Source organism: Mesorhizobium sp. WSM4819 (genome assembly GCF_055811215.1).
The window spans coordinates 77,906-102,960 of the sequence record NZ_JBVVQO010000007.1; the positions used below are offsets into that span (position 1 = coordinate 77,906).

Below are 25,055 nucleotides of genomic sequence, written 5' to 3' on the forward strand. Positions count from 1 at the left end.
GTCGTACCCTAGCCAACGGCGATACGCCCAGCGACGAGCGGCCCATGGGGTAAAGGGCGCCAGCAGAAGAAGGAGGATGGAGACAATTTTTCGAGAGCGCATGTGACGTTTACAGCTGTTTCTTGATAACAGCAGGCACGCCTGCAATCAAGACATTGGGCGGAAAGGTGCCGTGTACGACGCTGTTCGCGCCGACAATGGAGTTCGCTCCTATCGTCGTTCCCGGACCAATGAATACCCCACGTCCGATCCAGACGTTTTCGCCGATTTGGACGGGTGCCGACTTGAAACCGAGTCCGCGCGTGCCGAGCCCAGGTTCGAAGCGATGCGCCTGGTCTCTGATGGATACATACTCAGCAATAGAGGTGCGCGCGCCAATCGCGATGCGCTCAACAGCCACGAGCACGCAGCCTAGATTTATGTTCACATCCTCAGCAATGACAATCTCGGCGGACCTGGCAGTCGCCAGATAAAGATCGTTACCAAGCCGGCAGTTCTTTCCGAGCGTGATCCTAATCGGCATATGCAGGCGGTTTATCCGGCCGTAGATGGTGGTCGACCATGGCGCGGTCTTGTACCACCCGAACAGCGTCAGATTGTAGTAGGCAAGGCGTAATTTGTAGGAGAGATGATCGAGCGCGCGTAACACCTTCACCACAGTCATGATGCAATGGCCTTGATAAGCCTCTCGCCATAGAGTTCCGCCGAAACGCGACCGGCAGCCTCCACCGACCGCTCGGAAATATTTTGCAGCTTACGGGGATCTGCGACTATCTGCTCTAGGATACGCTGAATAGCGTCCGTATCCCCGGCCTCAACGATGAACCCGTCGATACCGTGAGTGACAATGGTTCCCGTTTCCCTCGTTACCAGACAAGGCAGACCGAAGCTCATCGCCTCATACACAACCATTGCCGAGCCTTCGAGATAAGAGGGGAGGATCAGCAGGTCGGCGTTCTGATAAGCCGACTGCACTGCGCTGAACGTCTGCGGGCCCATCAGCCTGATCGACTTTCCGAGTTTCGCTGCGGTGTGCCTGTCCACCATTATTTTGCCCAAGGCCTCTACCTCAACGCGATCGCCGAGTCTTGCCGCGACAACTGCTACGTCGTGAATGCCCTTGCGATAGTCGACGGCCCCCACGAACAGCACTCTTAGAGGCGGACGGCGGACGGCGTAGTCGCGCTTTCTGGGAAGCGTCTTCGGCGTATAGCCATAGGGTACGAAGCGAATCTTAGCGGCAGGGCAGCCGGCCTTCACAAGCTCCTCCGTCACGTAGCCAGAAGGCGAAATCACGAGGTCGGATAAGCGCCACTCCTCCTCCTCACGCAGCTTTAGTTGCAAAACGTTCGCCTTCCGCTGCCGCACCATCTCCGTCGGCATCGCATCGGAGAGTTTCTCAAGCATCCGGTACTGGCTCGCGCGTGGTGCCACGCATTGCTCAAGTACAAGTTTAGGTCTCGGCTTGACCGAGTCGAAGGAACGGAATAGCTCAAGCGCTCCGGTGTCAAGCCCAAACACGACGTTAGGCTTTGTTCTCGCCAATCGGGCGAAGGTCGCGCTGGTCAGCTTTTTTGTCGCCCAAATATGAGGGATAGCGGAAAACGGTCCCATGATCCGCATGCGGGCACGGTAAAACAACCCCACCAAGGGTGCGCCGAACACTTTCTCGGGCGGAAGCTCGGGAATGACGTAGCGGCCGAGACGCCCCTTGCCGAACGCGCCCGCCCAATTTGGTAGATGGAAGTCTGTCGCCATACAGGCCAGCGCGCCGTGGCGATAGAGGGAGCGAGCAACCTCGTAGTCGCGGCGAGCCGTCGTCTGCAACACAGCCACCCGGAAATCGTTATCCGCCGGGCGGCCCTCCATCTGCTTGACGGAGGCGGCGCAACGGTCTGCCTTATGTTCAACACTCACCTGTAGAACCTCGCAAGGTAGGCAGGACTATAAAAATCCATCCATTCGCGCGTGCGCTTCAGAGAATTCAAATATCCACTGAGCGCGAGAAAAACGAACAGTGCGCAATATGTGGCAAATCGAACCACTGGCGCCTGGATGTCATTCGAGACTGCCAGTACTACAGGGCCTAACATCAGAACATACATCATCTCGCCAATAAAGGATCGAACGCGCCAATGCTCCAGTTTTCCCACAAAGGCGCCAAGGGCAGCGAATATCAGGCAGCCCAGATAGCCAAACTGGACGTACGCCTGGGCGAAGCCCATAGGCGCAAGATAGAAGTACTGGTCACGGTTCCAGTCATTGAAGTCGAAATCGTTGGCGTCAGCGCGTCCGACGTAGAAGGACTGCTTCAAATCGCGGCCGACCAGGCCGGCCGGTATGAACTGGTTGATCAAGGCGTTGACGAAAATCGCTCCATACTCAAGCTCTCCCGTCTGGCTGGTCCGATGCACAAGGTAAGCGGCCGCCGCCATCTCGTTGTTGTTTTCAAAATTAATGAATTGGCTAAAGCGCTGTTCAACGAAGCCTTCCTCGAGAGCTTCGCCACGAAACTTCGACGTCCGGATCTCAGGAAAGAGAACCACCGCCGCCAGCATCACGAACACAACCGACATCACGTACAATCGTCTTGGTCGAATTTTATAGTACATCAACAGGATAAATCCAAATATAGATCCACATTGGAGGAGCTCAGAGCGCCTTAACAGCAAGAATATATTAGCCAGCGGATACAGCGAGGCAATAATTAAGATAAATAACACAAAAGGTTTCGGATTAAACCAATACAGAATCAATAGTAATAGAATCGGTACATATATAAATCTTGATATGAAAAGGTAATATACCTCACTGCCGCGCCAATCCAACCCATAACCATCCATATCCAGGAAGAACTGGGAAAAGCCGCCCGCCTCCTTTGCCAAGCCGACGACGCCAATAAAGGAAACGATTAAGAGGAACACCGAGATATTGCGAATCCTCGCGTAGCGCAAGGGAGGAATCACCGGCAGTATGGACGGAAACCGCGCGCTGGGTCGTGCGTAATAATAACCGGCCAGGCACGCGAAGTAGCACAGGCCTACCATTGCTGTCACGCGGTCCGACGTTTGAGCATAGCGGTAGATTTCCGCTAGCGAAGAATCGGACACCAGAAGCCCAGCCAACTTGGGAAAGATATAAGCAATGTAGACGCTCGACAGAAGAAACGGAAGCCGGATCATCTGGACGCCGCCCGACTGGCTGAAAAACATCCATACGCACGTGGCGACCGTACAGATCAACATCACCGGTGCGAAAATGGTCAGCATGACGTCTTGCTCCCCACCGGCCTTGCCTCGCTCGGTCCTCGTGCGATTCTGCTAAGGACCTTGAGGTAATCTTGTGCCACGAGGTGGGGCGCATGAAACGCAGTGAAGCGACTACCGGCCCGACTGTAACGCTCGTACTCGCCCCTGTCATTCAGCAGCAATTTCAGGGCGGCGGCAATTGCCGACGGCTCACGTGGCGGTACGATCATGCCGCAGGGACCGATCGCCTCTGGCAGCCCTCCTCCATTCGTGCCCACCACGACGCAGCCGCTGGCGATTGCCTCGAGCGCAACGATGCCGAAAGGCTCCGGCCAGCGGGACGGAACCACCGAGATCCTGTGCCGCGCGACCATTTGCGCAAGCACTTCGCCGGTCAGCACGCCTGTAAAGGTTACGGTGTCCTGCATACCAGCGCTCTTGACTCGGCGTTCCAGGAGCTGGCGTTCGGACCCGTCGCCGACAAGCGTGACGGTGGGCTCTATCTCCTGTGCCTTCAGGATGGCCAGTGCCTCGACAAGATCGGAGCAGCCCTTTTCCGGTATCATGCGGCCAACGAAAACGAGGTCCCGATCCTTCTCCAGCGCAGGCCTGAAACGCCCAATGTCGAAAGGATTTCTGATCACGATTCCGCTGCCTTGATCGGCCCGCATAAAGCCGCTGCTCGTATAGATGTTGTGCACTCTTGACGAAAGCCATCGCTTCAGCCCGAGCGCTATCGAAGAGTGCAGCGGGCGACGGACCTTTTGAGGAGACCACCGTTCAAGATAGATGTGGTGGGATATTACGAATGGCCGCCGCGCCAAGAGCATCGCCGGAGCCGCCCTGAGACTCACGCCAATCAACACGGCGACCTCGCTTTCGCGCCCCAACCGGAGGAGATTGATGAAACTCGGTCGGCGCACGACGCGATATGGCGCTCCCGCGATGTCATTACCTGATGTGCGGGTTGCCACCACTACCTCGTGACCGGCACGGCAAAACTCCTCGACCAACAGTCGGACAACTTCTTCCGTCCCACCAACGCTTGGCAGAAACACATGCGAGTAAACTAGGATCTTCATCAAGCCTTGCGCATCATTGAACCGCCATTGTAACGGCGATAGCGTGCCAATTTCATTGCTATGATTTCCTTGGGGCCTAAACCAATTAAAGATGAGAAGAGAACGTGCAACCAGGAGCCCGTCTGGCCGCGAAAGCCAAGAGACCTCGATAAGCTGAGTGCGCTAGCGCCGGGTCCAAGATGACCGGCACGGTAGGCCTCCCTCGCGATGTAATAAGCAAGAACACCAATCTCACGCCTCAAAGCAGGGGTGGAAGCCATCTGAGAAAGGTTCTGGGTGAACTCAATTTTGTTTATAACGCGCCCACTGCTCAGATTCATGCTCATGCGATCTTGTCCGGTGTGGTTGACGTAAACTGCCGCACCTGCATCTACAGTTTCCGCTTTCGCCCCCCGAAGGAGAGCTCTGACCATGAGTTCAATATCCTGGCTGCCTGTCACTTGGACATTCCAACCGCCAATCTTTCTTAAAAATGACGTTCTCCACGCAATGGCTCCTGTCTGAACGTACCTGTTCCTCACCCATCCTGCCAGCAGGTCCCCGCTCGACGCACCGGCAGGATAATGATAGACAGGGCGGGACTCTCCCGTTTCTCTCGCCACCTCATGAAAGCCGACAGCCAGATCGAGATCCTTGCGCCAGAGATAGTTGCTAAGATCCCTCAAGATCGAACCTTTGTAATAGTCGTCCGAATCCAGGAAAAAAGTGACATCCGCGTCAGCTATCTCCATGCCGACGTTCCGCGCGTAGCACGCACCGCGGTTTGGTCCCGTTTCCCACCTTATCCGGCTGCCAAATCCCTTTATGACATTGAGGCTGCCATCCTTGGACCCGTCATCAACAACGACCACCGAGATGCAGGGGCAATTCGGCTCCAGCGCGCTCTCAATCGCTCGTGCAACTCTCGTCTCGTTGTTATAGCATGGTATAATGACACCGATACGCGGGCCGTTCTTTGGATTCGGCAGGCTTTGATTAACTATAGACATAGACGACTCGACCTATGGGAATGTCAAGGTGATACCTCACCTAGCAAATATGCCGAATTGGCATGCGAAACCCAACTAAATTGAAACAACAAAGGCGAGAGTCCTCCTTGTTAAACTTAGCCAGATCAACCGTTCAGAAATCGTCCAAAACGCCGCCGCAACTGGTAAAGGATTTTTTTTCTCATTGTTCCGATGCTACTGACTGTTCGGCGGTATTGATATTCAATGTCATTGCGATCTGGAGAAGCAATGACTTTGTTCTTGTAGTCCAGAACGGCCTTCCCGGACTGCCGCGCGATCTCCATAGCCTGCTGGGGCTCGCTTTCGATGAATAGCAGTGCGCCGGAATCGCGGCGATATATATCCGCCTTGAAGCTGGAGTGAAGCCGGAGTCTCCTACGTTCATCCGCGGTAGGCACGTCGAGCATGATCAATTTCTCGAACGACACGCCATTCGAAACCAACCAAGTTTCCGTCTCTGCGCGATATCGCTCAAGGCGGCTTGTAACCACGGCCCTGACGGAGACGCTTGGCAGAGCCAGCCGGCGAGCGTTCTTCATGAAAAGCTTATAGTTTTCACCATCATCGTTTTCCTCATCGTTGGGATCGACGCAAAGCACTCCGTCCATATCTAGAAGTGATTTCTGCATGACCCATGAGTGTAGCAAGTTCCATTCGAAGGCCCGCGGGAACGGGCACTCCTCGAAAATAAAATCGACATGCTTGGACCAGCCTTTCGATCCATAAATCGCAAGGAACCTCACCCTGAGATCTGGGACTTTGCCCTGCAGCTTTATTCGAGCCTTTGCAGTGGCGGCGCCGAGATGGACACTGTCGTCGACGACAAGCGCGCTCTTGTAGTCTGTTGCTGATGGGGACCAATTGGGCAATTTGCGGCTGTCGCCGTGGCCCATGATATGGCCGAGAAGAAAACCGTCTAGATCGGCAACAGGCTTGTTGAATAGCGCCGAAAGAACCAAAGCCGGATACATCCCGCTGCGCGGAACTCCAATAATTATATCAAAATCGTCTCTTTCAAAAAGAAAAATACTACGATGAATAAGATCGTTGAGATCTTGGAAGCTACGAAACTGCATTCGCTTTCGTTCCCCCAATTCCCAAGTTAATCCATCCATGATCGTAGCCACGAACCTCTTCTCGCGATAGCCTACGGCAGTCTGTGAACCCTACACGTTCAAAAATCTTAATGAGATATCGTTCGGAAAACAGGGCCAGATGCCAGTTGAAGTGGCCAGGCGTGCCTAGGCCGTCACCGTACGAAAAAGTCCTTCCTGCTGCCCATTTGGCAGGATCGCGATCCTCGTTAAATCGGTGCCAGCCGTCCTCATTTATTTGATTGGGCTGGTTGTCCTCGGCGAGTACGAAGGCTCGGCTGACCTCAAGGCCGTTGGGCACCCAGACCTCCAGACGGCCCCCAGGCTTAAGGACACGTCGCCACTCGGCAAGAACATTCTCGGTCTTGTACCAGGGAATGTGCTCAAGCACGTGGCTCGCATAAAGGATATCAAAAGTGTTGTCCGCGAACGGAAGCTGTTTTGCCGCGTCCGCAACGTAGTCCACATTGGGCCACCAAACCACGTTGAGAGATTCGAAATCTTCTATACGATTTAGGCCAGGGCCAATTTCTAGGAAGCGCTTTGGGCGACCGCGATAGCGGAACTTACTAACTTCATTCAGCCCTAATTTATAGAACACCCCGACGACGGGCGGCACCCATCTCTTTGCTAACCGCTTTACGAACGCAGACATTCCTTATTCACCTCCTTTTGGGTCAACCAAAAAACTCCTGACCGAACCGACTAACCTGCGGCGCTGAACCGGATAAAAGACGCTCGCTAACGATGCAGTGAGAATAAAAACGGTGCCGAACAAACCCGCCTTAAACACGATCGCAATTAAATTGGAGCGCTCCGAAATAAGTTCGAATTGAGAGCAAGTCGCCAAGGCAATCAATGCTCCCAAAATCGGCCAAGAAACCGTATAGTAAACTTCTGAGACATTTATGGAAAGGCGTCTCGCAGCAAATATAGTGCAAAGTGGTGTAAGAACGCTGAACGTTAACGAGTACGATAAAGCAACGCCGGTCGATCCCCACAAAAGCCCGACTAACATAGAGAGAATCAAAAGAGGGACAGCGAAAGCTGCCCATAGTGCCATATCTCTCGTGTTCCCCGTCGATATCCAAAGCCAGCCCGTCGAACTCATGATAGGTTGCGAAAATATTCCGATTGAAAGGGCCTTGAAGATCGGTATCGATTCGACAAAGTTTGGCCCAAGGACGACAGTAATCAGTTCCGGCGCGCTGTATATCAGAAACGCCGCCGCCGGGGCGGTGATGAAGGTTATAATAAGAAGTGAATCCAAATAGAGTCGGCGCCACTCAGCCTCGCGCGATTGCAACCGGCTCAATGCAGAGATGACAGCCGTTCCAGCGGGACCGTTCACGACTTGCAGGGGCATCGACATGATCGCATAAGCTCTCGAGTAGTAGCCCAGTTCGGTAGTTCCAAGGCGCCATCCAATTAAGAAATTATCGGCATATCTGTGGGCATAGTTGATTATTCCGAATAGCGTCAGGTAAAGGCCGAACCGAAGCGATGGCAATGCAGAACGCCAATCCGTTATGAGTTTCGGCCGCCAAGAAGAGGCGAACCAGCACATAATAGACTGAAGGCCAGCGGACATCAGTGCCTGTATTGCTAGCGCCCAGTAGCCAATCTCCGTTGAAAGGACCAGAACGATAGAAACGACCGCGCCTACCAATGACGAGACGACGCTAATTCCCTGAAGAGAATTCCACCTCATCCACCGCTGAAGAAGAGAACGATGGAGGTTACCCACTGCAGTTAACGGCAGAGTCAAAGAAGTCACGATGAGAAGGGCTGTTATTCTGTGATCAGCAAAAACGGTAGAAAACATGGGGGAAATTAGCGCGATCAACAAGAAAATGAGTAGCGCAAACAGGTTGCCAACAATCCACAAGACGCTAAGCGTGTCGTCGTTTATGTTGTCGGGCTGCACGACGGCCGCAGATAAACCCATGTCCTGAAGTAGCATTGCAAACGCGGTGATCGTCGTGGCGATGGCGACCAGTCCGAAGTCCGCCGGCTGTAGAACGCGCGCCATAACTGCGATGCTGACCAGCGAAATTCCGATGCGCGTCAGTTGCGACACGAGTGCAAGAATGCCCCCATAGGCGGTTCTCCGACCCATACCTTTTGTTGGATCGAGATATTTGAGTTCAGCACTGGCAGTGCCTTTTACGGAACTCATCGGACAGAACCTCTAGTATCTTGGATATCGATCCATTCCGGACGCCCTACACTGCCCTGAAGCCATGAGTACAGATCGATATGCTTTTGCGCTATACTCTCCCAAGAGAATGATTTTTCGACCATCGTCCTGCCATTCCGGCCGTAAATGGCGAGGTTGCCGTTTGCCAAGTGTTGCGCGAGGGTCGTAGCAAGGCTTTCAGAATCGGTAGACACCTCGATTGCGGCCTTTTGTGCGAATGCTTCGGGCAAATTACAGGCGCGGGTCATGAAGACTGGCAGTTGGTAGGCACACGCCTCAAGCACTCCCATCGGAAGTCCCTCCGAATGCGAGGCCAGGATGAAGGCGCTTGAATGCCGAAGCGTCTCGGTTTTGGCTGGACCGTAAAGGGGTCCAAGAAATTCCACATCCTGCTGCAATGCCATTCTCTCAACGAGATTGCGCAACCCAAGGAGGTGCCCTCCATCGTCCCATCCGGCTATTACAATTCGCCAGTTCACGGCAATCGACGGCGAGAGCGCCTTCAATTTCGCCCACGCCTCGATCGTTTCCTTCACCCCCTTCTTGGGATGAATTCTACCGAGAAATAGCAAGACCTTGCGCTGGTCTGCTCCTAGCCAAGGTAGACGTGGAGCAGCCCTCGCCAGGTCAGGAATATCGATGCCGTTCGCAATTATTGCTATTGGGTTTTTCAAGCCGACTTGACGTATGGCACCGGCCTCCGCATGGGCGAGAGCGTGAAGGCACGCGGCGCATTGCAGGTTGCGATCCTCAAACAGAAGGCGAGCCAACTGTTTGCGCCTAGCGCTATTCCGCAATGCCCAAGGGTCGAGCATTCCCCGAGGAGAGATCACCACAGGTCGCCCGGTGCTTTGACCCCAGCGCATAGCAGCAATCGACGGAAACTTCCAAATGCCGTGAAGATGCAGCAGGTCATGGCCGGCCTTGCAAATTTCTCGCGACATGCCTGGCGAATATCCGAAAGCTGCTGGTCCGACATGAGAAAACGCGCGCACCGAAAGCGGTGCCCATGCGCCAATGTCTTCGGCTGAGTGCTCGTCCTCCAATCCGTAGACGGTGATACTGTGGCCGAGTCGCTGCATGCCTAGCGCTCCGGCACGCACCGACTCGAACAAACCGCCGGCCAACCGGGAGATGCTGGAAGTTATGATCCCAATGTCCATGATCTTGTGAAGCAGGAGTTTACAGAAGTGCGGCCAAGTTCAGTTACCCTTTTGACAGAAGTACGTCTGCGAGATAAGCGCCATCTTGCCCAGTAATGCGAGCGATCAAAGCTGTTTTCGACACATTAAACCTCCCAGATTGAGTAATTATGAAACAGATCGTCAAGAGTATTACCCCTAAAATTTCTGTAAATCATTCTAATCAGAGCGAACTGACGAACTCTCTCTGCCAAAAAAACCACCTTAAAGAAATTGTGCAAATGGGTTCGATGTTGAACATATTCGCTCGGACATACCGATATATTTAATTGTCTTATTTGATCCATAGAGCGCCTTTAAGTCATCGGTATTGACAAGGTATTTAGTTATTATATCTCTCTTAATATCATCAATTCTTCTTTGATAGTCGCCCGGCAGGGGCAGAATGCCGCCCATCATAAACTCTGCCAGCGTAATAATCCGTATACCGAACAAACTTCTTTGGTTTTTTATGTAATCGGAAGCGAATTCGTCCAGCTTTAACCCCACCACGTTTCCCTTGGCCAAATGATCAGCAACAACCCCGCTGATCCAAGTTTCCATTGGCTTGGCGGCAAACCAACCTACTCCGGCTATGCTGGCAAGCCCCATCCCACCGAAAATTACTGATCGCCTGCTCATCATACGTGTTTCTCCACCCACAATTCAGCCGCCCTCAGCGCCATTGCTGCAACCGTGAGGCTGGGATTGGCTGGGGGGCACGTCGTAAACGTCGAACTACCCACAATTATGAGATTCCGCACCGCATGGTGGATCGAACGACCGTCGACGACCGAATTTTCAGGATCCGATCCGGACCGCAGCGTACATTGAATATGCGATTCTGTTGGGCGAAGACCGCGAGGGATTATGCGCTCCACAGGTAGCGGAGAAAGCACATTGGGCAGCTCTTTTTCGGCTCGTCGCAGGCCGGCAATCGCGTAGTCAGACACCGCCGGATGATTGACCAGCGCCTTGCCCTCGTCCGTCAGCGTTACACGATTAGTTGCCTGAGGAGCATCCTCGACGTTGACCACGAGAGGTAGATATTGGCGCCATCGACCAAATTCAGGTCGCAGTCCATACTTCAGGCGGTTTTCGAAGAACAGTAAAGCCGCACCCTCGATCGTCCGATGGTGCCCATCATACAGTGAATAGTTCAGGCTGGTCGTGGCTGTGCCCCCCCCGAAACTATCCACACCGTCAAGCAATACCTCAAACTCGGCACCGAGTTGCTCGCACAACCCAATGCCGGTTGTCGGGTGATCAAGGCCTGAGCGAAGCAAAATGGCGGGACTATGAATGGCGTTTGCCCCGAGAACAATTACATCGCCGTTTAAGTGATATTCCCGCTCGTCACGACGGTAGACTACGCCTACCGCTCTTCCTTTCTCGTGAACGATACGCCGGACTTCGGAATTCAGGAAATAGGCTATAGATTTGCTTTCGAGCACCTCCTTCATACCGTTAAATGCCGTGAACTTCGCATCCACCGGGCACAGGTGGCAGCGAGCAGAGGCACAGCAGGCATTGCGGGTCTCTGTCGACTTGGGTGCACGGGCTGTTGCAATTGGAAAATGGAAATCGGGACTGGCCGCAATCATACGCACATCGACGTCGTTCTGCCGATGATGCGGAAGCGGAAAGGGACCGGAGCGAGGCGAAACTCGGGACATTGCGTCGGATCCCGATATCTGCATGATCTTTTCCGCTTCCATATAGAAGGGCTCAAGATCATTATATGTAAAGGGCCAGTCGGTCATAACTCCATATTTCGATCTCATCTGGAAATCGGATGGCAATAGTCGCATGGACTGCCCCCACCAGCAGTTCGTCCCGCCGCCAAGGCCAATCGTATAGTTCCAAGGCTTCTGGTCCTCAGGCTGTGCGTGCGCATCTAATACGGCAAGCGGCGAATTGCGCATGTTTTCGAGTTGCCATTCGTGATCGTACCCCCCTCCCCATTCGACCACCGCCACGCGAGCGCCAGGCTGCAAGATCAACAGGCGCTTGAGGAAGAACAAGGAACCAAAACCGGAGCCAATCACTAAATAGTCAAACTTGTCCATTTCTTCCGGCCAGGTTCTGCTGCGATCTCAGATCAAATAAATTAAACACTCAATACTGCCTTACGAATTTAGGGGAATATCTTGTAGCCGCACTACTAGTGGCAAGCATCCTTAACAACTGGCGCAGCGGCGTGGAATATTATCTGCAGCATGATATCCTAACGTCTGGGGCATATGCTGCTACAATCTACTGTCAGTAATCTGCTCATCGAGCGGGCTGGTATGGAACGACAATTCCCATTCCTACCGCCAATTCCCGGCAATTCCTACCTTTTCCCAGCTAAGAGCACCCAAACCGCGAAAAACCGGATAAACCCGCTTGTGTGGGGCAACGCTCCGTATCGCCATGGCTTGACCAATCAGCAAGAGCATGTTTTGTCACGACAACGGCTACCGCACTCCCGGGTGAAATCCGAGAGCCGACTTTGCAACAGCTTACACCGCATAATCGAGCGCCAGCGCTTTCCTATTGTGCGATTGCGACCAGATCCCTTGCATCCAGGTCCACAGGGATCTCGCCGTTCATAATGGCAACCAGAACCCGGGCCCTTCCAGCCGGGTCGAGCCGGTCAAGATGACCGATCATCTCCGCGAAAGGACCCGAAAGAGTCGGAACCGAAGCGACCGCAGCAAGGCTTTCAGTGAAATCAAGCAAGCCGCCCTTGCCGGTCAGGGCAATGAACCGCTCCACCAGTCCCGAGGGGACCGGCAATGGCCGCTCGCCCTGCATGATGAGGGAGCGCACGCCGAACGTTCCGTTGATCGAGCGCCACCGCTGCAGCGCGACATCGAGGGCGATGAACATGTAACCTGGAAAATAGGCTGCCGGTCGCGTCTCGACGCGCCGGGCATGACGAATGGTCTTCTCGTAGCGAGGTACAAACGGGTGAAACCCCTGTAACCGGAGATGCCGTTCGGCGACGTCTTCCTTTCCCGGAAAAACGCTGGCGGCATACCAGCGCGCTGCGGCGCCAGTTGAGGGCCGTTGCAACGCTGCCTTAACAGTTGTTTTTTTCGGGCTAATCACGTGTCTCGCTCTCGGCGGTCTTCGGCATGGTTGATGTCAAGGGTTACGACAGCGCAACGATACCATTCGAGCAGCTATGTCGCGGGGATCAAGTCGGTTCGTCGAAAAATTTTTGCTATTTGTCCATTAATTTCAGCTATGCCTGAAAAGCTATCAAGCCGCATTATTTTTTTAGCCACCCAACCAGCGGTATCGAACGATTGCGCCGATGTGTAGCCGCTTGGTTACACTGGCTCGCGACGAATCGCTGGCTGTTGTGGTCCTTAATCCGTCGACTTGACCATAGTGTGACGGTATCGTTAGCAAAGCGTTGTGGAGCAGATACCGGCCAATTGGCGGTGGCGACCAGTTCGGCAAGAAAGTCGACGTTGCGGGCCGAATTGTCGCCAAGGCCGTAGGTTCATCCCCATGAGTAGCGAGCCTATAGGCAAGATTTGTAGGCCGAACCTGCCTGCGCGGGCTGTCCGCACAAGATGCCATTCTCGGCAAGTTTGGCGGCCAAATCCGCGCCATCGGACGTGAGGCATTGCACAACGATGGCACCACCAAACTTTGAGGCGACATTGCCGTCGCAAGGCGTCCCCATGCCGACCGGCTTGCAAGTCAGGGCGAGCCCCTGGTAGTCCCGGCGCGCCGCGTCCGTTACGATGGCACGCAGGGATTGGGGCTTGGTAAACGCCACGCCGCATAGCACAATTTTGCGGTTGCCGACGCGAAGATCATCGACCGCCTGGATGAATAGCTTGCCATCAAACGGCTCGATCGCCGCTTGCGGCTTTGGCGGCGGGGGACGACGAGGCGTCCCTTTTTCCACGATGATGGCAAAGAAGCCAACCGCAAACGCCAGGGCAAGGAGCGCCAGCAAGCTTAGTTTCTTGAGCGACAAAAATCCTCACTCCTGCTGCGGCCAAGCGCGTGCCTCTATCACCTCTGGCGGCGACGCGCGGAAGACTCACCGTCGCCTGGCATCCATTTCAATCGAAGAAATTCCGTCAACTGATCTATTGAGATTCAGCGACGGTGCTGTCGAGATACTGGGTCAGCGCGCAAACCAGATGATAAAAGATGCTTGCCGGTACATCGGTCGCCAGCGAGCGGCCACGCTCATCGATCCGGTCTATCCACAGGCCGAGCGGTGCCGGATTGATGTGCCAACGGAACAGGCGGCCGACACGCGCTTCGATCTCGGGCTTGAGGTCGGGGCCGCCCGAACCGTCCAGTGCAATCGCCGCCTTGATTGCTTCGGCCTGCGGCCAACTGCGCGAGACACGATCGAGCGGCAGGCCTTGCCGCGAGACGGCGCTATAGGCGAGGCCGGTGGCGCGATTGAGGCCGCTGGCAATGGCCGAGGCATAGAGCTTTCTGGCAAAGCCGGTCAGGTCACTCTGGCCGCTGCGCCCGGCGAAGTCGACCAGCAGCGAGGCCCATTCGAAATGGTGACCGGGTTCCGTCCAGGCACCTTTCTCGCCCTCCGCCGGCCTCCACTCGGCATCGAAATATTCGCCCAGCGTCCAGCTTTCCGGATCGAAGAAATGGCTGCGAAACAGATCGACGATGCGGGCGGCGCGGCGAAGATAGGCGAGCTCGCCGGTCGCCTGATGCCAGGCCAGAAAAGCCTCGAGCAGATGCATGTGCGGGTTGGAACGGCGTTCGCCCACGCCGATCGACGTTTCGAGAAAGCCGGTCATGCGGTGATCCTCGAGATGCGCATCGAGAAACGCAAACGTTTCTTCGGCAAGCCGCAATGCATCAGGATTGCCGACCATATGGGCATGCGCCAGCGCCAGCAGCACGCAGGCATGATCGTAGGCATCCTCGGCTGCGTCGGCGACGGTGCCGTCGACATTGAGCGTGCGCACCCAGCCGCCATTGTCGGTGCGGCCGTTCCTGGCCATGAATTCTAGGCCGTGGCCGATCAGCCGGTCAGCAGGCCCGTCCCAGCCGCGCGCCCTGGCGACAGCGAAGGCGTAGACTTGCCTGGCCATGGTGCGCATGCGCTTGGGCTTCTTGAGCGGTGTGGCGTCAAAGCCGAGCGCCTCGTGAAAACCGCCATGGCGCTCATCGACCCCAACTGTCGACCACAGCGGCACCGTCTCTTCGAACAGCCAGTGATGTACACGGCGCCGCCAGGCGCCGCTTTCGATCACACGATCACCGGCGGGCGTGAACCTGGTTTCCAGTCGGCCGCTCTTTTCGAGCTGCTCGACGATCTTCTTGACGTTCTGGCTGCGGCTGACCGGGGCGACGAAGGTGGCATCGGCGGTCGAGACGATGGCAACATCCTTCAAGCCGATGGCAGAGAGCAGGCGACTGTCGCTGCGGATGTAGGAGTTCTCGCAGTCGATGGCGACGACATCGCCAACGATGACATTGCCGTCATTGTCGGAGGGACCGACATCGAGCAGTGATTGCCAGGAGCCGAGATCGTTCCAGCGGAAGCCGGCCGGCACCATGGCGATGTCGCTGGCGCGCTCCATGATGGCATAGTCGATCGACGTCGAGGGAATCGCGGCGTAAAGCTCCAGAGGCATATAGAGGCCGGAAAGATCCGATGTCGCCGCCTGGTAGGCAATTTCAGTGGCGTTCCAGATGTCAGGCGCAAAAGCCGTGAAGGCGTCGCGCATGGCGCTGGCGCGAAACAGGAAGATGCCGGTGTTCCAGTAGAAGTTGCCGGCCGCCAGGTAGTTCTGCGCGGTCGCGAGGTCCGGTTTTTCGACGAAACGCGAGACATCGCAGATGCCATCCTTCTCGCCGGCGATCTCGATATAGCCGTAACCGGTTTCGGGGTGGCCGGGCTTGATGCCGAATACCACCAGCCGGCCCGCACGCGCCGCGCCGGCGCCATTTTCCACGCTCTGCCAGAATTGCCGTGCGGTCGTGATCTCATGATCGGATGGCACAACCAGCACCAGGCTGTCGCCAAATTCGGAGAGGGTGCGCAGCGTCGCCAAGGCGACGGCGGCGGCGGTGTTGCGTCCGGTCGGCTCGAACAAGGGACCGCCGCCGGAAAGGTCGATCCCGGCGAGATCGGCGTGAACGCGGTCGGCGTGCCGCTCCGAGGCAATCAGGAAGACCGGTGTTTCGCCATCCGGCCGCGCCGTCAGCCGGTGCAGAGTCTTGACCAGCATCGAGCCATCGCCGGAAAAATCATGGAACTGCTTGGGATTGTCCTCGCGCGACAGCGGCCATAGTCGTGAGCCAATACCGCCACTCATAACAAAACTGACGATCCGCTCGTTGGGCAGTTGGATGGTGGTGGTGTTCAAATTGCCACTCGCGAACCGGGTCCCACGAAAACCTGACGCTCACTTAACAAGATGCCGCTCTCGGCCAACGCTTGAATAGGCTATGCCTTCCTTCATGACATCCTCACCCCGGTAGACGTTTCGAAGGTCAACCATCACTGGCATCGCCATGAGCGCACGGAGCCGCTTGAGATCCAATGACCGAAAGGCATTCCACTCGGTGACGATCACTATCGCATGGGAGCCGTCGGCTACCGCGTAGGCGCTGTCCCCGAATTCAATGCCCTCGATCAACTTGCGCGCCTGCTCCATGCCGACCGGATCATACGCCTTGATCGAAGCGCCCGCATCCTTGAGCGCCTGAATGATGGCTAATGAGGGGGCGTCGCGCATATCGTCGGTGTTTGGCTTGAACGTAAGGCCGAGGACACCAATGGTCTTGCCGCGAACCGAGCCCCCGCAGGCATCGACCACTTTGCGCGCCATTGCCCGTTTACGCTGGTCGTTTATCGAGACCGTCGTTTCAATAAGCCGGATGGGACTTGCCGCGTCCTGCGCGGTCTTGACCAGCGCCAGCGTATCTTTCGGGAAACAGGAGCCGCCGTAGCCCGGCCCGGCGTGAAGAAACTTTGCGCCGATGCGATTGTCCATGCCGATGCCCCGCGCGACGTCCTGCACATCGGCTCCCAACCGCTCGCAGAGATCGGCAATTTCGTTGATGAAGGTGATCTTCATCGCCAGGAATGCGTTCCCTGCATATTTGGTAAGTTCCGCCGTACGTCGGCTCGTATAGAAAATCGGCGCGGCATTCAGCGAGAGCGGACGGTAGACCTCGCCCATCACTGCCTTGGCCCCTGTGGAGTCGGTCCCGACAACGATGCGATCAGGCCGCTTGAAATCGTCGATCGCCGATCCCTCGCGAAGAAATTCCGGATTGGAGACCACCGCAAAATCGGCCGTTGGATTCTGCTCACGGATAATTCGCTCGACCTCGTCACCAGTACCGACAGGCACGGTCGATTTCGTCACAACGACCGTAAATCCCTTCAGCGCCCGGCCTACTTCGGCCGCCGCGTCATAAACAAAGGATAGATCGGCAAAACCGTCGCCACGTCGCGACGGCGTGCCCACGGCGATGAAGACGACATCCGATTGAGAAACCGCGTCCGCCAGATCGTCGTCGAATCGCAAGCGACCTTGCAAGGTGTTGGTCGCAACGAGTTCGTCGAGCCCTGGCTCATAGATTGGTATCTTGCCGCCCTTGAGCATGGCAAGTTTTTCTGGATCGCGATCAATGCAGCAGACCTGATGGCCAAAGTCGGCGAAACAGGCGCCCGAGACAAGCCCAACATAGCCGGCACCAATCATTGTTATTCGCATGCAATGACTCCCAATCAGCGCCGATGAAACGATCTCGCAGAGACGCAAGTCTTAACAACCGACGGCTACCGCACTCCAGGGTGAATTCCGAGAGCGGATACCACAACTATTAGACGGTAAGCGTCTCATCTCAAGTTATTATAAGTGCGAAACCAAGCTACAAATGCCGCCACACCGTCCCGCACAGGCGTCACCGGCTTATAGCCGACGGCGGCCTGCAAGGCCAAGGTGTCTGCGAAGGTGTCCGGCACGTCGCCCGGCTGTAGCGGCAGCAGTTCCACGATCGCCTTCCGGCCCAGTTCCTCTTCCAGCGCCTCGACATATTCGGTCAGTTTCACAGGGTTGTTGTTGCCGATGTTGAAAATGCGCCAGGGCGCGTTGCTCGTCGCGGGGTCCGGGTCGCCTGAGTCCCAGCCGGCGTTTGGCGCTGTCGGCTGGTCGCTCGCCCGGATCACGCCTTGGGCGATGTCCTCGACATAGGTGAAGTCGCGCGTATGGTTGCCGTTGTTGAAGAGCTTGATCGGCTCTCCGGCGAGTATGTTTCTCGTGAACAGGAACAATGCCATATCGGGCCGGCCCCACGGACCGTAGACGGTGAAGAAGCGCAGGCCCGTTGTCGGCAGTCTGAACAGATGGCTGTAGCTATGCGCCATCAGCTCGTTGGCACGCTTGGTGGCAGCGTAGAATTGCAGCGGATGATCAGCGGGCCGATGCTCTGAAAACGGCATATAGGTGTTAGCGCCATAGACGCTCGACGTGCTGGCATAGGTCAAATGTGCGATGTCGGCGTGGCGGCAGGCCTCCAGTATGTTAGTGAACGCGACTATGTTGCTCTCGACGTAGGCATGCGGATTTTCGACGCTGTAACGAACGCCGGCCTGCGCAGCGAGATGGACTACGCGATCGAATTTGTGATCGGCAAAGCATGTTTCGACAGCAGCGCGATCGGCGAGATTGGCTCGGATGAAGTGATAGCCGGAATTGGTGCGTCTGTTCGTTTCCTCTAGGAGACGAAGTCGCGCCTCTTTCAGCTTGGGATCATAGTAGTCGTTGACGACGTCGAATCCAACGACTTCGTCGCCGCGCTCTAGCAATGCTTTAGCAATGTGGAACCCGATAAAGCCAGCATTGCCCGTGACCAGCACTTTCATCAGAAACGATCGTCCGTCGCCGGATTAGGAATGGCGATTCTACCGGCGTCACTCACGGTACTAACGGAGCGAAACGGTTGCCGATCGATAGCACAAAATATCGCCGGTTTCTCACCTGCTCCCGGCATTTTCCACCCAAACGTGCGATATTGACCCATATTACTATCCAATTATTTCTCTGCCCCAACGGCTACCGCACTCCAGGGTGAAACCCGAGAGCCGACTTTGCAGCAGTTCACATCGCATAATCGAAAGTCAATTATGCGATCGCGACGAGTTCCCTTGAATCCAAGTCAACAGGGATCTCGCCATTCATGATGGCAACCAGAACCCGGGCCCTTCCGGCCGGATCGAGCCGGTCAAGTCGGCCGATCATCTCCGCGAAAGGCCCGAGAGAATCCGAACCGAAGCGCCCGAAGTAAGGCCTCCACTGAAATCAAGCAAGCCGTTCTTTTTAGCGAACTGCTACGCTACCGTCTGTTGCCTCGTCAAGTTCAGATCACGAGAATTCGAACCGCGCGAATTTCGTCCGCGCAAAACGCTCTTGCACCCCTTGCCTGCATTGAGTTTCCGCCGAGCGCCTGCCGCAAGGATTGCCTCTGGCCGGCGTATAAACCAGCGCCTGCGAACATCGGGATGGAGAACAACGCAGGAACGCTTTTTGTTCCAGTCGGCGCCAGGTGCGATCGAGGGACGGCCGATTTCGCTGTGGACGGCGAGTGTTTGACACTGGGTTGCTTTATCGGTGCTATCAAAAACCGGTCGAGGCCCGGCCAGGTCGAAATTGACAGATCACCACTTGCAAATCGGTCGCGGCTGTCTTTTGCTCGCGCGACAGTTGTCACCATGGTGTCCCATGACTGTTGAATGGTTGGCGAACGGATGAACAAAATCGATCGGCGACGGCCGGAGTCCGAAATGGACGCCACCGTAAATGCCGCGCGGCTTGGAACGCGGTTGCGCCTCGCCCGCCAGACGCGGGGCATGACGCTGAAGACGCTGGCGACAGCTGCGAACTGCTCTGAAAGCCTTTTGTCCAAGATCGAGAACGGCAAGGCTTCACCATCCCTGCCCATGCTTCACCGCCTGGTCGAAGTTTTGGAGACCAACATCGGCTGGATGTTCGAACAGGTCGACGACGACGAGGCGATCGTGTTCCGCGCAGGCGCGCGGCCGTTGATCTCGCTCGACGCGCTGAGGCGCGGCGAGGGCATCTCGCTCGAACGCATCATTCCATATTCGCCCGGACACCTGTTGCAGTGCAACATCCATCATATCGAGGCGGACGGCGAGAGCGAAGGTCCCATCCAGCATGTCGGCGAGGAAGTCGGCTACGTGCTCGCCGGCCGGATCAAGCTGATCGTCGATGGCAAGAGCCATGATCTCGCCACCGGCGATGCGTTCGTATTCAGGTCGGAGCTGCCGCACCATTACCGCAACATCGGCAAGGAGAGAGCCAGCATTTTTTGGGTCAACACGCCGGCGACCTTCTGACGGTGTTCAGAGATTCAAAGACGTTGACAAGTATTCAAGTCTCTTGAATGTTTGCTCGTGCCTGTAGCACCAATGGGCCAGCCTGACAGGTTTGGCCCGCAAGCAAGGGGAACCGTAAATGCGTCCGTTCAAACTTCTCTTCCGTTGCGCCGCCGTCATCGCCATTTGCTCGACAGCAATGGGATCGGCGTTCGCCGACACGTTCGCTCTCGTCAACATCAACCAGCAGGCCCTGTTCTTCAACCAGATCAACGAGGGCGCGCAGAAGGCGGCCGACGCCGCCGGCGCCAAGCTGGTCATCTTCAATGCCAACAACGTGCCGAGCGCGCAAAATGACGCGATCGAGAACTACATCACGCAAAAAGTCGACGGCATCATTCTGGTCGCCATCGACGTCAATGGCGTCAAGCCTGCAATCACCGCCGCGAAGGCGGCCGGCATCCCGGTGATCGCCATCGACGCGCAGATCCCCGACGGCGACAACGTTGCGTTCATTGGCGTCGACAACGCCAAGGCCGGCGAGGATATCGGCAAATTCTACGCCGACTATGTCAAGTCGGAGATGGGCGGCACCGCCAAGATCGGCATTGTCGGCGCGCTCAATTCGTTCATCCAGAACCAGCGGCTCGACGGCTTCAGGAAGGCGGTCACCGACAGCGGCCTTGATATCACCTTCCTCGACACGGTCGACGGCCAGAATGTCCAGGAGACCGCGATGAGCGCTTCGGAGAATTTGATGACCGCCAATCCGGACATGACGACGCTATACGCGACCGGCGAGCCGGCTCTGCTCGGGGCTGTTTCGGCCGTGACCAGCCAAGGCCGCACCGGCGACGTCAAGGTGTTCGGCTGGGACCTGACCAAGCAGGTCATCCAGGGCATTGACGATGGTTGGGTGGTGGCGGTCGTCCAGCAGGACCCGGCCGGCGAAGGCAAGGCCGCCGTCGAAGCATTGGTCAAGCTCAAGAAGGGCGAAACGGTCGAGCCGATCATCAATATTCCGGTGACGATCGTGACCAAGGACAACGTCGACAAATATCGCGCTATGTTCCAGTAAACTGCGTCGATGACCGGCCCGCGGCGCCGCCTGAGGCTACGCCGCGGACGCTTCGCAAAGCCCGTGGATCGAAGATGAGCAGTGGCGAGACCTATCGGGTGCGGATGAGCGGCATCTCAAAGCGCTACAACGCCATTCAGACGCTCGATGACGTGTCGCTGGTGCTGAGGCCGGGCGAGGTTCTCGGGCTTGTCGGCGACAATGGCGCGGGGAAGTCGACGTTGAGCAAGGTGCTGTCGGGAGCCGTGGTTCCCGATGCCGGCACGATCGAGATCGATGGAACGCCGGTGACCTTCAACTCGCCGGCGGACGCGCGTGCAGCGCGCGTCGAGATGGTCTATCAGGATCTGTCGCTCTGCGACACGGTCGATGTCGCCGGCAATCTCTTTCTCGGCCGCGAGCCGCGCCGCCGCATCGCCGGCATTTCCTTTCTCGACAAGAAGCGCATGCACGAGCAAACGCGCCAGATGCTCGACCGTCTCGGCATCGTCATCGCCGATACGTGGCTCAAGGTCGAAAACCTGTCCGGCGGACAGCGACAGTCGATCGCGATCGGCCGCGCCGCTTCGTTCGAGCCGTCCGTGCTGATCATGGATGAGCCGACGGCAGCGCTTGCCGTCGCCGAGGTCGAGGCGGTGCTGGATCTGATCCGCACCGTCAGCGCCCGCGGCGTCAGTGTCATCCTGATCACCCACCGCCTTCAGGATCTGTTCCTCGTATGCGACCGCATCCAGGTCATGTACGAAGGACGCAACGTCGCCGAGCGGCTGATCGGCGAAACCAATATCGAAGATGTCGTCAACCTGATCGTGGGCCGCAAGTTCAACGCTCGTTCGGCCACCAGCGCCTATCGCGATGGAGCGCCAGCATGAGCGAAGTGACTTCGACCCACTCCGCCCAGTCTCAAAGGGTCCGCGCAGGCACGTGGCGAGATGCGGTGCTTGCCAATGGCAGTGTCGTGTCGATCGCGCTGTTCTTTCTTATCGTTAGCGTCATCTTTTCGGTGGCGACGGACGCCTTTCTGACGTCCCCCAATCTACTGAACATCCTGCGGCAGTCGGCACCATTGCTGATCGTCGCCGCAGCGATGACCTTCGTCATCACCACCGGCGGCATCGACCTTTCGGTCGGCTCGGTGCTGGCGCTGGTGGCGACGCTGTCGGCGACGCTGCTGCAACTGGGTTTGCCATGGCCGGTGGTCATCCTCGCCATGCTTGCGCTGGGCTCCCTGCTTGGCGCGGTGCAGGGCTATTTCGTCGCTTATGAGGGCATCCCGGCCTTCATCGTCACGCTTGCCGGGCTTTCGGTGATCCGTGGCGTGGCGCTGCTGATCACCGGCGGCTACTCGATCCCCATCGAGCCGGGAAGCCCCTTCACGGTGCTGGGCCGCGCCTGGTTGGTTGGCGTGCCGGCGCCGGCGCTGATCGCGCTGGCGATCCTCGCGATCGCCTACATCGCCTTCAACGAGACGCCATTCGGCCGCTACGTGACCGGCATCGGCGCCAACGCCGAAGCGGTCAGGCGCGCCGGCGTCAACACGCGGCTGACGACGCTTTTCGTCTACGTCATTTCCGCCGCCGCCGCAGCACTTGCGGGGATCATCATTGCGGCCCGGCTCGGATCCGGATCGTCGAATGCCGGGCAAGGTTTTGAGCTCGAAGTGATCGCTGCCGTCGTGCTTGGCGGCACCAGCCTGTTCGGCGGCCGCGGAACGATCGTCGGCACGGTGCTCGGCGCGCTTACCGTGGCCGTCATCGGCAATGGTCTGATCCTGGCGCATCTGTCGCCATTCCTGACGCCGATCGTGACCGGAACAATCATCCTGATCGCCATCTGGCTCAACTTCCGCCTGTTCCGCGGCGCCGTGCGGAGCCGTTGAGCCCATGAGTGATCTCTTCCATGAGTGATCTCTTCGATGACGCGGCTCCCACGCAGCGGCTGGCGATCGGAGTCGAAACCGGCCATGTGATGACCGTGCTCGGCCCGGTTCCGGTCGAAGAAATGGGCATTACGCTGATGCACGAGCACATCTTGCTCGACGGCGCGCGCAGCTGGAAATGTCCCTGTCATCCCGACGACATGGCGCTCGCCGAGCAGCCGGTGAACATCGGGATCATCGGCGAATTGCGCATGAACCCTTACGTCAACCGCGACAATGTTTCGCTCGACGACAGTGACCTGGCGCTGTCTGAGCTGCAACGCTATCGCGCGCTGGGCGGCCATACCGTCGTCGACGCGACCAATATCGGCATCGGCCGCGAGCCGGAAAAGCTCGCCCGCATCAGCCGCATGTCCGGCCTGAAGATCGTCATGGGCACCGGCTTTTATCTGGAACACACCCATCCCGAATGGCTGAAAGCGATGGATGTCGACGCAGTGACCGAGTTCATCGTCAACGACGTCGGCGGCGGCGAGACGCAGCCGCCGATCCTGGCCGGCCTGATCGGCGAGATTGGCGTCAGCAAGGATTTTACGTCAGAGGAACGAAAGTCGCTGCGAGCTTCGGCGCGGGCCTCGCGCATCACCGGCGTGCCGCTGTCGATCCATTTGCCCGGCTGGGAGCGGCTGGCGCATGAGGTGCTCGATGTGGTGGAGGAAGAGGGCGCCGATCTTCGCCACACTGTGCTCTGTCACATGAACCCCAGCCACAATGATCTCGACTACCAGACAAGCCTCGCCCGGCGCGGCGCGTTCCTGGAATACGACATGATCGGCATGGACTATTATTATGCCGATCAGGACGCGCAATCGCCCTCCGACGAAGAGAACGCGCGAGCAATCGCGGCACTTGTCGAGGCCGGCTTCGGCGACCGCCTGCTCTTGTCGCAGGATGTGTTCCTCAAGATCATGCTGACCCGCTTCGGCGGTTTCGGCTACGGCTACATCCTCAAGCATTTCATACCGCGCCTGAAACGGCATGGCGTCGAGCAGCCAGCCATCGACCGCATGCTGATCGCCAATCCGAAAGCCGTGTTCTCGCGGCAGAATTAAGCCCAGGCTCGCGGCTGAGACTTTTGCGGCTGAGACTTACGACGGAGTTCAAATGTCCAAGAAAAAAATCCTGCTTGCCGGTGAATCCTGGGTGTCGACCGCGACCCATATCAAGGGCTTCGACCAGTTTCCCACGGTCACCTACCACACCGGCGCCGACGAATTGCTGACGGCGCTGAAGGCGACCGACTTCGACGTGACCTTCATGCCGGCACATGAGGCGCAGCGCAGCTTTCCGCAAACAATGGAGGCGCTTTTGGCCTATGACGCGGTGGTGCTCTCCGACATCGGCGCCAACACGCTGCTTCTGCATCCCGACACCTGGGTTCACTCCAAGCCGACGCCGAACCGCCTGCGGCTGCTGCGCGATTATGTGCGCGACGGTGGCGGGCTTTTGATGTTCGGCGGCTACTACAGCTTTCAGGGCATCAATGGCGGCGCGCGCTATCGCAAGACGCCGGTCGAAGAGGTGCTGCCGGTGAGCTGCCTCGCGTTCGACGACCGTGTCGAGGTGCCGGAAGGGTTTTCGCCTGTCCTGAAAGGCTCCTCGGACCATCCGATCCTCAGGGGTCTCGGTTCGGATTGGCCAATCCTGCTCGGCTTCAACGAAGTGACGCCGAAAGACGGGGCGGAAGTGCTGGCAACCGTGTCGTCGGATTATGGCTCGCTGCCGCTGCTCGTCACCGGCCACTACGGCAAGGGCCGCACTGTGGCCTGGACATCCGATGTCGGGCCGCATTGGCTGCCACCGGAGTTCATCGCCTGGAAAGGCTACAAAACCCTGTTCGAGCAGATGCTGAGCTGGGCGACCGGTGAGAGCTGAGCT

22 protein-coding genes are annotated in these 25,055 nt (G+C 57.2%); 6 read left to right on the forward strand and 16 right to left on the reverse strand.

What is annotated here, in order from left to right; all coding sequences use genetic code 11:
* Positions 1-109: 109 nt before the first annotated feature.
* From AC0L18_RS08940 to AC0L18_RS09015, 16 genes are all read right to left on the reverse strand, one after another.
* Positions 110-664 carry an acyltransferase gene (locus AC0L18_RS08940; protein ID WP_473491689.1) on the reverse strand — a complete coding sequence of 185 codons (555 nt, stop codon included), beginning with the start codon at positions 662-664 and terminating at the stop codon, positions 110-112.
* A complete protein-coding gene (locus AC0L18_RS08945; RefSeq protein ID WP_473491691.1) occupies positions 661-1,917 on the reverse strand; it encodes a glycosyltransferase family 4 protein in 1,257 nt (418 codons plus the stop codon). The genes AC0L18_RS08940 and AC0L18_RS08945 overlap by 4 nt, the downstream gene beginning before the upstream one ends.
* On the reverse strand, positions 1,914-3,269 hold the full coding sequence (locus AC0L18_RS08950; RefSeq protein WP_473491693.1) for an O-antigen polymerase: 1,356 nt from the start codon (positions 3,267-3,269) through the stop codon (positions 1,914-1,916). Before AC0L18_RS08950 ends, AC0L18_RS08945 begins: the two co-directional genes overlap by 4 nt.
* On the reverse strand, positions 3,263-4,330 hold the full coding sequence (locus AC0L18_RS08955) for a glycosyltransferase family 4 protein (protein WP_473491841.1): 1,068 nt from the start codon (positions 4,328-4,330) through the stop codon (positions 3,263-3,265). The genes AC0L18_RS08950 and AC0L18_RS08955 overlap by 7 nt, the downstream gene beginning before the upstream one ends.
* Positions 4,330-5,319, reverse strand: a complete 990-nt coding sequence (locus AC0L18_RS08960) for a glycosyltransferase family 2 protein (protein WP_473491695.1) — start codon at positions 5,317-5,319, stop codon at positions 4,330-4,332. Before AC0L18_RS08960 ends, AC0L18_RS08955 begins: the two co-directional genes overlap by 1 nt.
* Before the next feature lie 125 nt (positions 5,320-5,444).
* Positions 5,445-6,416: a phosphoribosyltransferase gene (locus AC0L18_RS08965; protein WP_473491697.1), complete on the reverse strand. Its 972-nt coding sequence runs from the start codon at positions 6,414-6,416 to the stop codon at positions 5,445-5,447.
* Complete coding sequence (locus AC0L18_RS08970) at positions 6,403-7,089, reverse strand: class I SAM-dependent methyltransferase (RefSeq protein ID WP_473491699.1); 687 nt, start codon at positions 7,087-7,089, stop codon at positions 6,403-6,405. Before AC0L18_RS08970 ends, AC0L18_RS08965 begins: the two co-directional genes overlap by 14 nt.
* Before the next feature lie 3 nt (positions 7,090-7,092).
* Complete coding sequence (locus AC0L18_RS08975; RefSeq protein WP_473491701.1) at positions 7,093-8,613, reverse strand: lipopolysaccharide biosynthesis protein; 1,521 nt, start codon at positions 8,611-8,613, stop codon at positions 7,093-7,095.
* A complete protein-coding gene (locus AC0L18_RS08980; RefSeq protein WP_473491702.1) occupies positions 8,610-9,797 on the reverse strand; it encodes a glycosyltransferase in 1,188 nt (395 codons plus the stop codon). Before AC0L18_RS08980 ends, AC0L18_RS08975 begins: the two co-directional genes overlap by 4 nt.
* A gap of 243 nt (positions 9,798-10,040) precedes the next feature.
* Complete coding sequence (locus AC0L18_RS08985) at positions 10,041-10,460, reverse strand: hypothetical protein (protein WP_473491703.1); 420 nt, start codon at positions 10,458-10,460, stop codon at positions 10,041-10,043.
* Entirely contained in the window at positions 10,457-11,884 is a 1,428-nt protein-coding gene (locus tag AC0L18_RS08990; RefSeq protein WP_473491705.1) for a GMC oxidoreductase, read from the reverse strand. Before AC0L18_RS08990 ends, AC0L18_RS08985 begins: the two co-directional genes overlap by 4 nt.
* Positions 11,885-12,350: 466 nt before the next feature.
* Positions 12,351-12,911, reverse strand: a complete 561-nt coding sequence (nusG, locus tag AC0L18_RS08995) for a transcription termination/antitermination protein NusG (RefSeq protein ID WP_473491706.1) — start codon at positions 12,909-12,911, stop codon at positions 12,351-12,353.
* Positions 12,912-13,332: 421 nt separating this feature from the next.
* Positions 13,333-13,797 (reverse strand): hypothetical protein, encoded by a 465-nt coding sequence (locus tag AC0L18_RS09000; protein WP_473491708.1) that lies wholly within the window; start codon positions 13,795-13,797, stop codon positions 13,333-13,335.
* A gap of 115 nt (positions 13,798-13,912) precedes the next feature.
* Complete coding sequence (locus AC0L18_RS09005) at positions 13,913-16,177, reverse strand: mannose-1-phosphate guanylyltransferase/mannose-6-phosphate isomerase (protein ID WP_473491709.1); 2,265 nt, start codon at positions 16,175-16,177, stop codon at positions 13,913-13,915.
* A 39-nt stretch (positions 16,178-16,216) separates the two neighbouring features.
* Positions 16,217-17,536 carry a UDP-glucose dehydrogenase family protein gene (locus AC0L18_RS09010; protein WP_473491843.1) on the reverse strand — a complete coding sequence of 440 codons (1,320 nt, stop codon included), beginning with the start codon at positions 17,534-17,536 and terminating at the stop codon, positions 16,217-16,219.
* Between the two features lie 125 nt (positions 17,537-17,661).
* Complete coding sequence (locus AC0L18_RS09015) at positions 17,662-18,687, reverse strand: NAD-dependent epimerase (protein ID WP_473491711.1); 1,026 nt, start codon at positions 18,685-18,687, stop codon at positions 17,662-17,664.
* A gap of 882 nt (positions 18,688-19,569) precedes the next feature.
* Between AC0L18_RS09015 and AC0L18_RS09020 the strand changes: the two genes are divergently transcribed.
* The 6 genes from AC0L18_RS09020 to AC0L18_RS09045 all read left to right on the forward strand — a co-directional run bounded on the left by AC0L18_RS09020 (position 19,570) and on the right by AC0L18_RS09045 (position 25,052).
* Positions 19,570-20,181, forward strand: coding sequence for a cupin domain-containing protein (locus AC0L18_RS09020; RefSeq protein WP_127205516.1), 612 nt, complete (start codon positions 19,570-19,572; stop codon positions 20,179-20,181).
* Positions 20,182-20,299: 118 nt separating this feature from the next.
* Positions 20,300-21,238: an ABC transporter substrate-binding protein gene (locus tag AC0L18_RS09025; protein ID WP_473491712.1), complete on the forward strand. Its 939-nt coding sequence runs from the start codon at positions 20,300-20,302 to the stop codon at positions 21,236-21,238.
* 74 nt (positions 21,239-21,312) lie between these two features.
* Positions 21,313-22,110, forward strand: a complete 798-nt coding sequence (locus AC0L18_RS09030; RefSeq protein WP_473491713.1) for an ATP-binding cassette domain-containing protein — start codon at positions 21,313-21,315, stop codon at positions 22,108-22,110.
* Positions 22,107-23,117: an ABC transporter permease gene (locus AC0L18_RS09035; RefSeq protein ID WP_473491714.1), complete on the forward strand. Its 1,011-nt coding sequence runs from the start codon at positions 22,107-22,109 to the stop codon at positions 23,115-23,117. The genes AC0L18_RS09030 and AC0L18_RS09035 overlap by 4 nt, the downstream gene beginning before the upstream one ends.
* Before the next feature lie 20 nt (positions 23,118-23,137).
* Positions 23,138-24,229 carry a phosphotriesterase family protein gene (locus tag AC0L18_RS09040; protein WP_473491716.1) on the forward strand — a complete coding sequence of 364 codons (1,092 nt, stop codon included), beginning with the start codon at positions 23,138-23,140 and terminating at the stop codon, positions 24,227-24,229.
* A 52-nt stretch (positions 24,230-24,281) separates the two neighbouring features.
* Positions 24,282-25,052 (forward strand): glutamine amidotransferase, encoded by a 771-nt coding sequence (locus tag AC0L18_RS09045; protein ID WP_473491718.1) that lies wholly within the window; start codon positions 24,282-24,284, stop codon positions 25,050-25,052.
* Positions 25,053-25,055: the final 3 nt, after the last annotated feature.

Bases quoted from the DNA above. Each gene is read 5' to 3' on its own strand.
- AC0L18_RS08940 (WP_473491689.1), bottom strand. From the start codon at position 664: ATGACTGTGGTGAAGGTGTTACGCGCGCTCGATCATCTCTCCTACAAA.
- AC0L18_RS08950 (WP_473491693.1), bottom strand. From the start codon at position 3,269: ATGCTGACCATTTTCGCACCGGTGATGTTGATCTGTACGGTCGCCACG.
- AC0L18_RS08955 (WP_473491841.1), bottom strand. From the start codon at position 4,330: ATGAAGATCCTAGTTTACTCGCATGTGTTTCTGCCAAGCGTTGGTGGG.
- AC0L18_RS08960 (WP_473491695.1), bottom strand. From the start codon at position 5,319: ATGTCTATAGTTAATCAAAGCCTGCCGAATCCAAAGAACGGCCCGCGT.
- AC0L18_RS08965 (WP_473491697.1), bottom strand. From the start codon at position 6,416: ATGCAGTTTCGTAGCTTCCAAGATCTCAACGATCTTATTCATCGTAGT.
- AC0L18_RS08970 (WP_473491699.1), bottom strand. From the start codon at position 7,089: ATGTCTGCGTTCGTAAAGCGGTTAGCAAAGAGATGGGTGCCGCCCGTC.
- AC0L18_RS08975 (WP_473491701.1), bottom strand. From the start codon at position 8,613: ATGAGTTCCGTAAAAGGCACTGCCAGTGCTGAACTCAAATATCTCGAT.
- AC0L18_RS08980 (WP_473491702.1), bottom strand. From the start codon at position 9,797: ATGGACATTGGGATCATAACTTCCAGCATCTCCCGGTTGGCCGGCGGT.
- AC0L18_RS08985 (WP_473491703.1), bottom strand. From the start codon at position 10,460: ATGATGAGCAGGCGATCAGTAATTTTCGGTGGGATGGGGCTTGCCAGC.
- AC0L18_RS08990 (WP_473491705.1), bottom strand. From the start codon at position 11,884: ATGGACAAGTTTGACTATTTAGTGATTGGCTCCGGTTTTGGTTCCTTG.
- AC0L18_RS09010 (WP_473491843.1), bottom strand. From the start codon at position 17,536: ATGCGAATAACAATGATTGGTGCCGGCTATGTTGGGCTTGTCTCGGGC.
- AC0L18_RS09015 (WP_473491711.1), bottom strand. From the start codon at position 18,687: ATGAAAGTGCTGGTCACGGGCAATGCTGGCTTTATCGGGTTCCACATT.
- AC0L18_RS09020 (WP_127205516.1), top strand. From the start codon at position 19,570: ATGAACAAAATCGATCGGCGACGGCCGGAGTCCGAAATGGACGCCACC.
- AC0L18_RS09025 (WP_473491712.1), top strand. From the start codon at position 20,300: ATGCGTCCGTTCAAACTTCTCTTCCGTTGCGCCGCCGTCATCGCCATT.
- AC0L18_RS09030 (WP_473491713.1), top strand. From the start codon at position 21,313: ATGAGCAGTGGCGAGACCTATCGGGTGCGGATGAGCGGCATCTCAAAG.
- AC0L18_RS09035 (WP_473491714.1), top strand. From the start codon at position 22,107: ATGAGCGAAGTGACTTCGACCCACTCCGCCCAGTCTCAAAGGGTCCGC.
- AC0L18_RS09040 (WP_473491716.1), top strand. From the start codon at position 23,138: ATGAGTGATCTCTTCGATGACGCGGCTCCCACGCAGCGGCTGGCGATC.
- AC0L18_RS09045 (WP_473491718.1), top strand. From the start codon at position 24,282: ATGTCCAAGAAAAAAATCCTGCTTGCCGGTGAATCCTGGGTGTCGACC.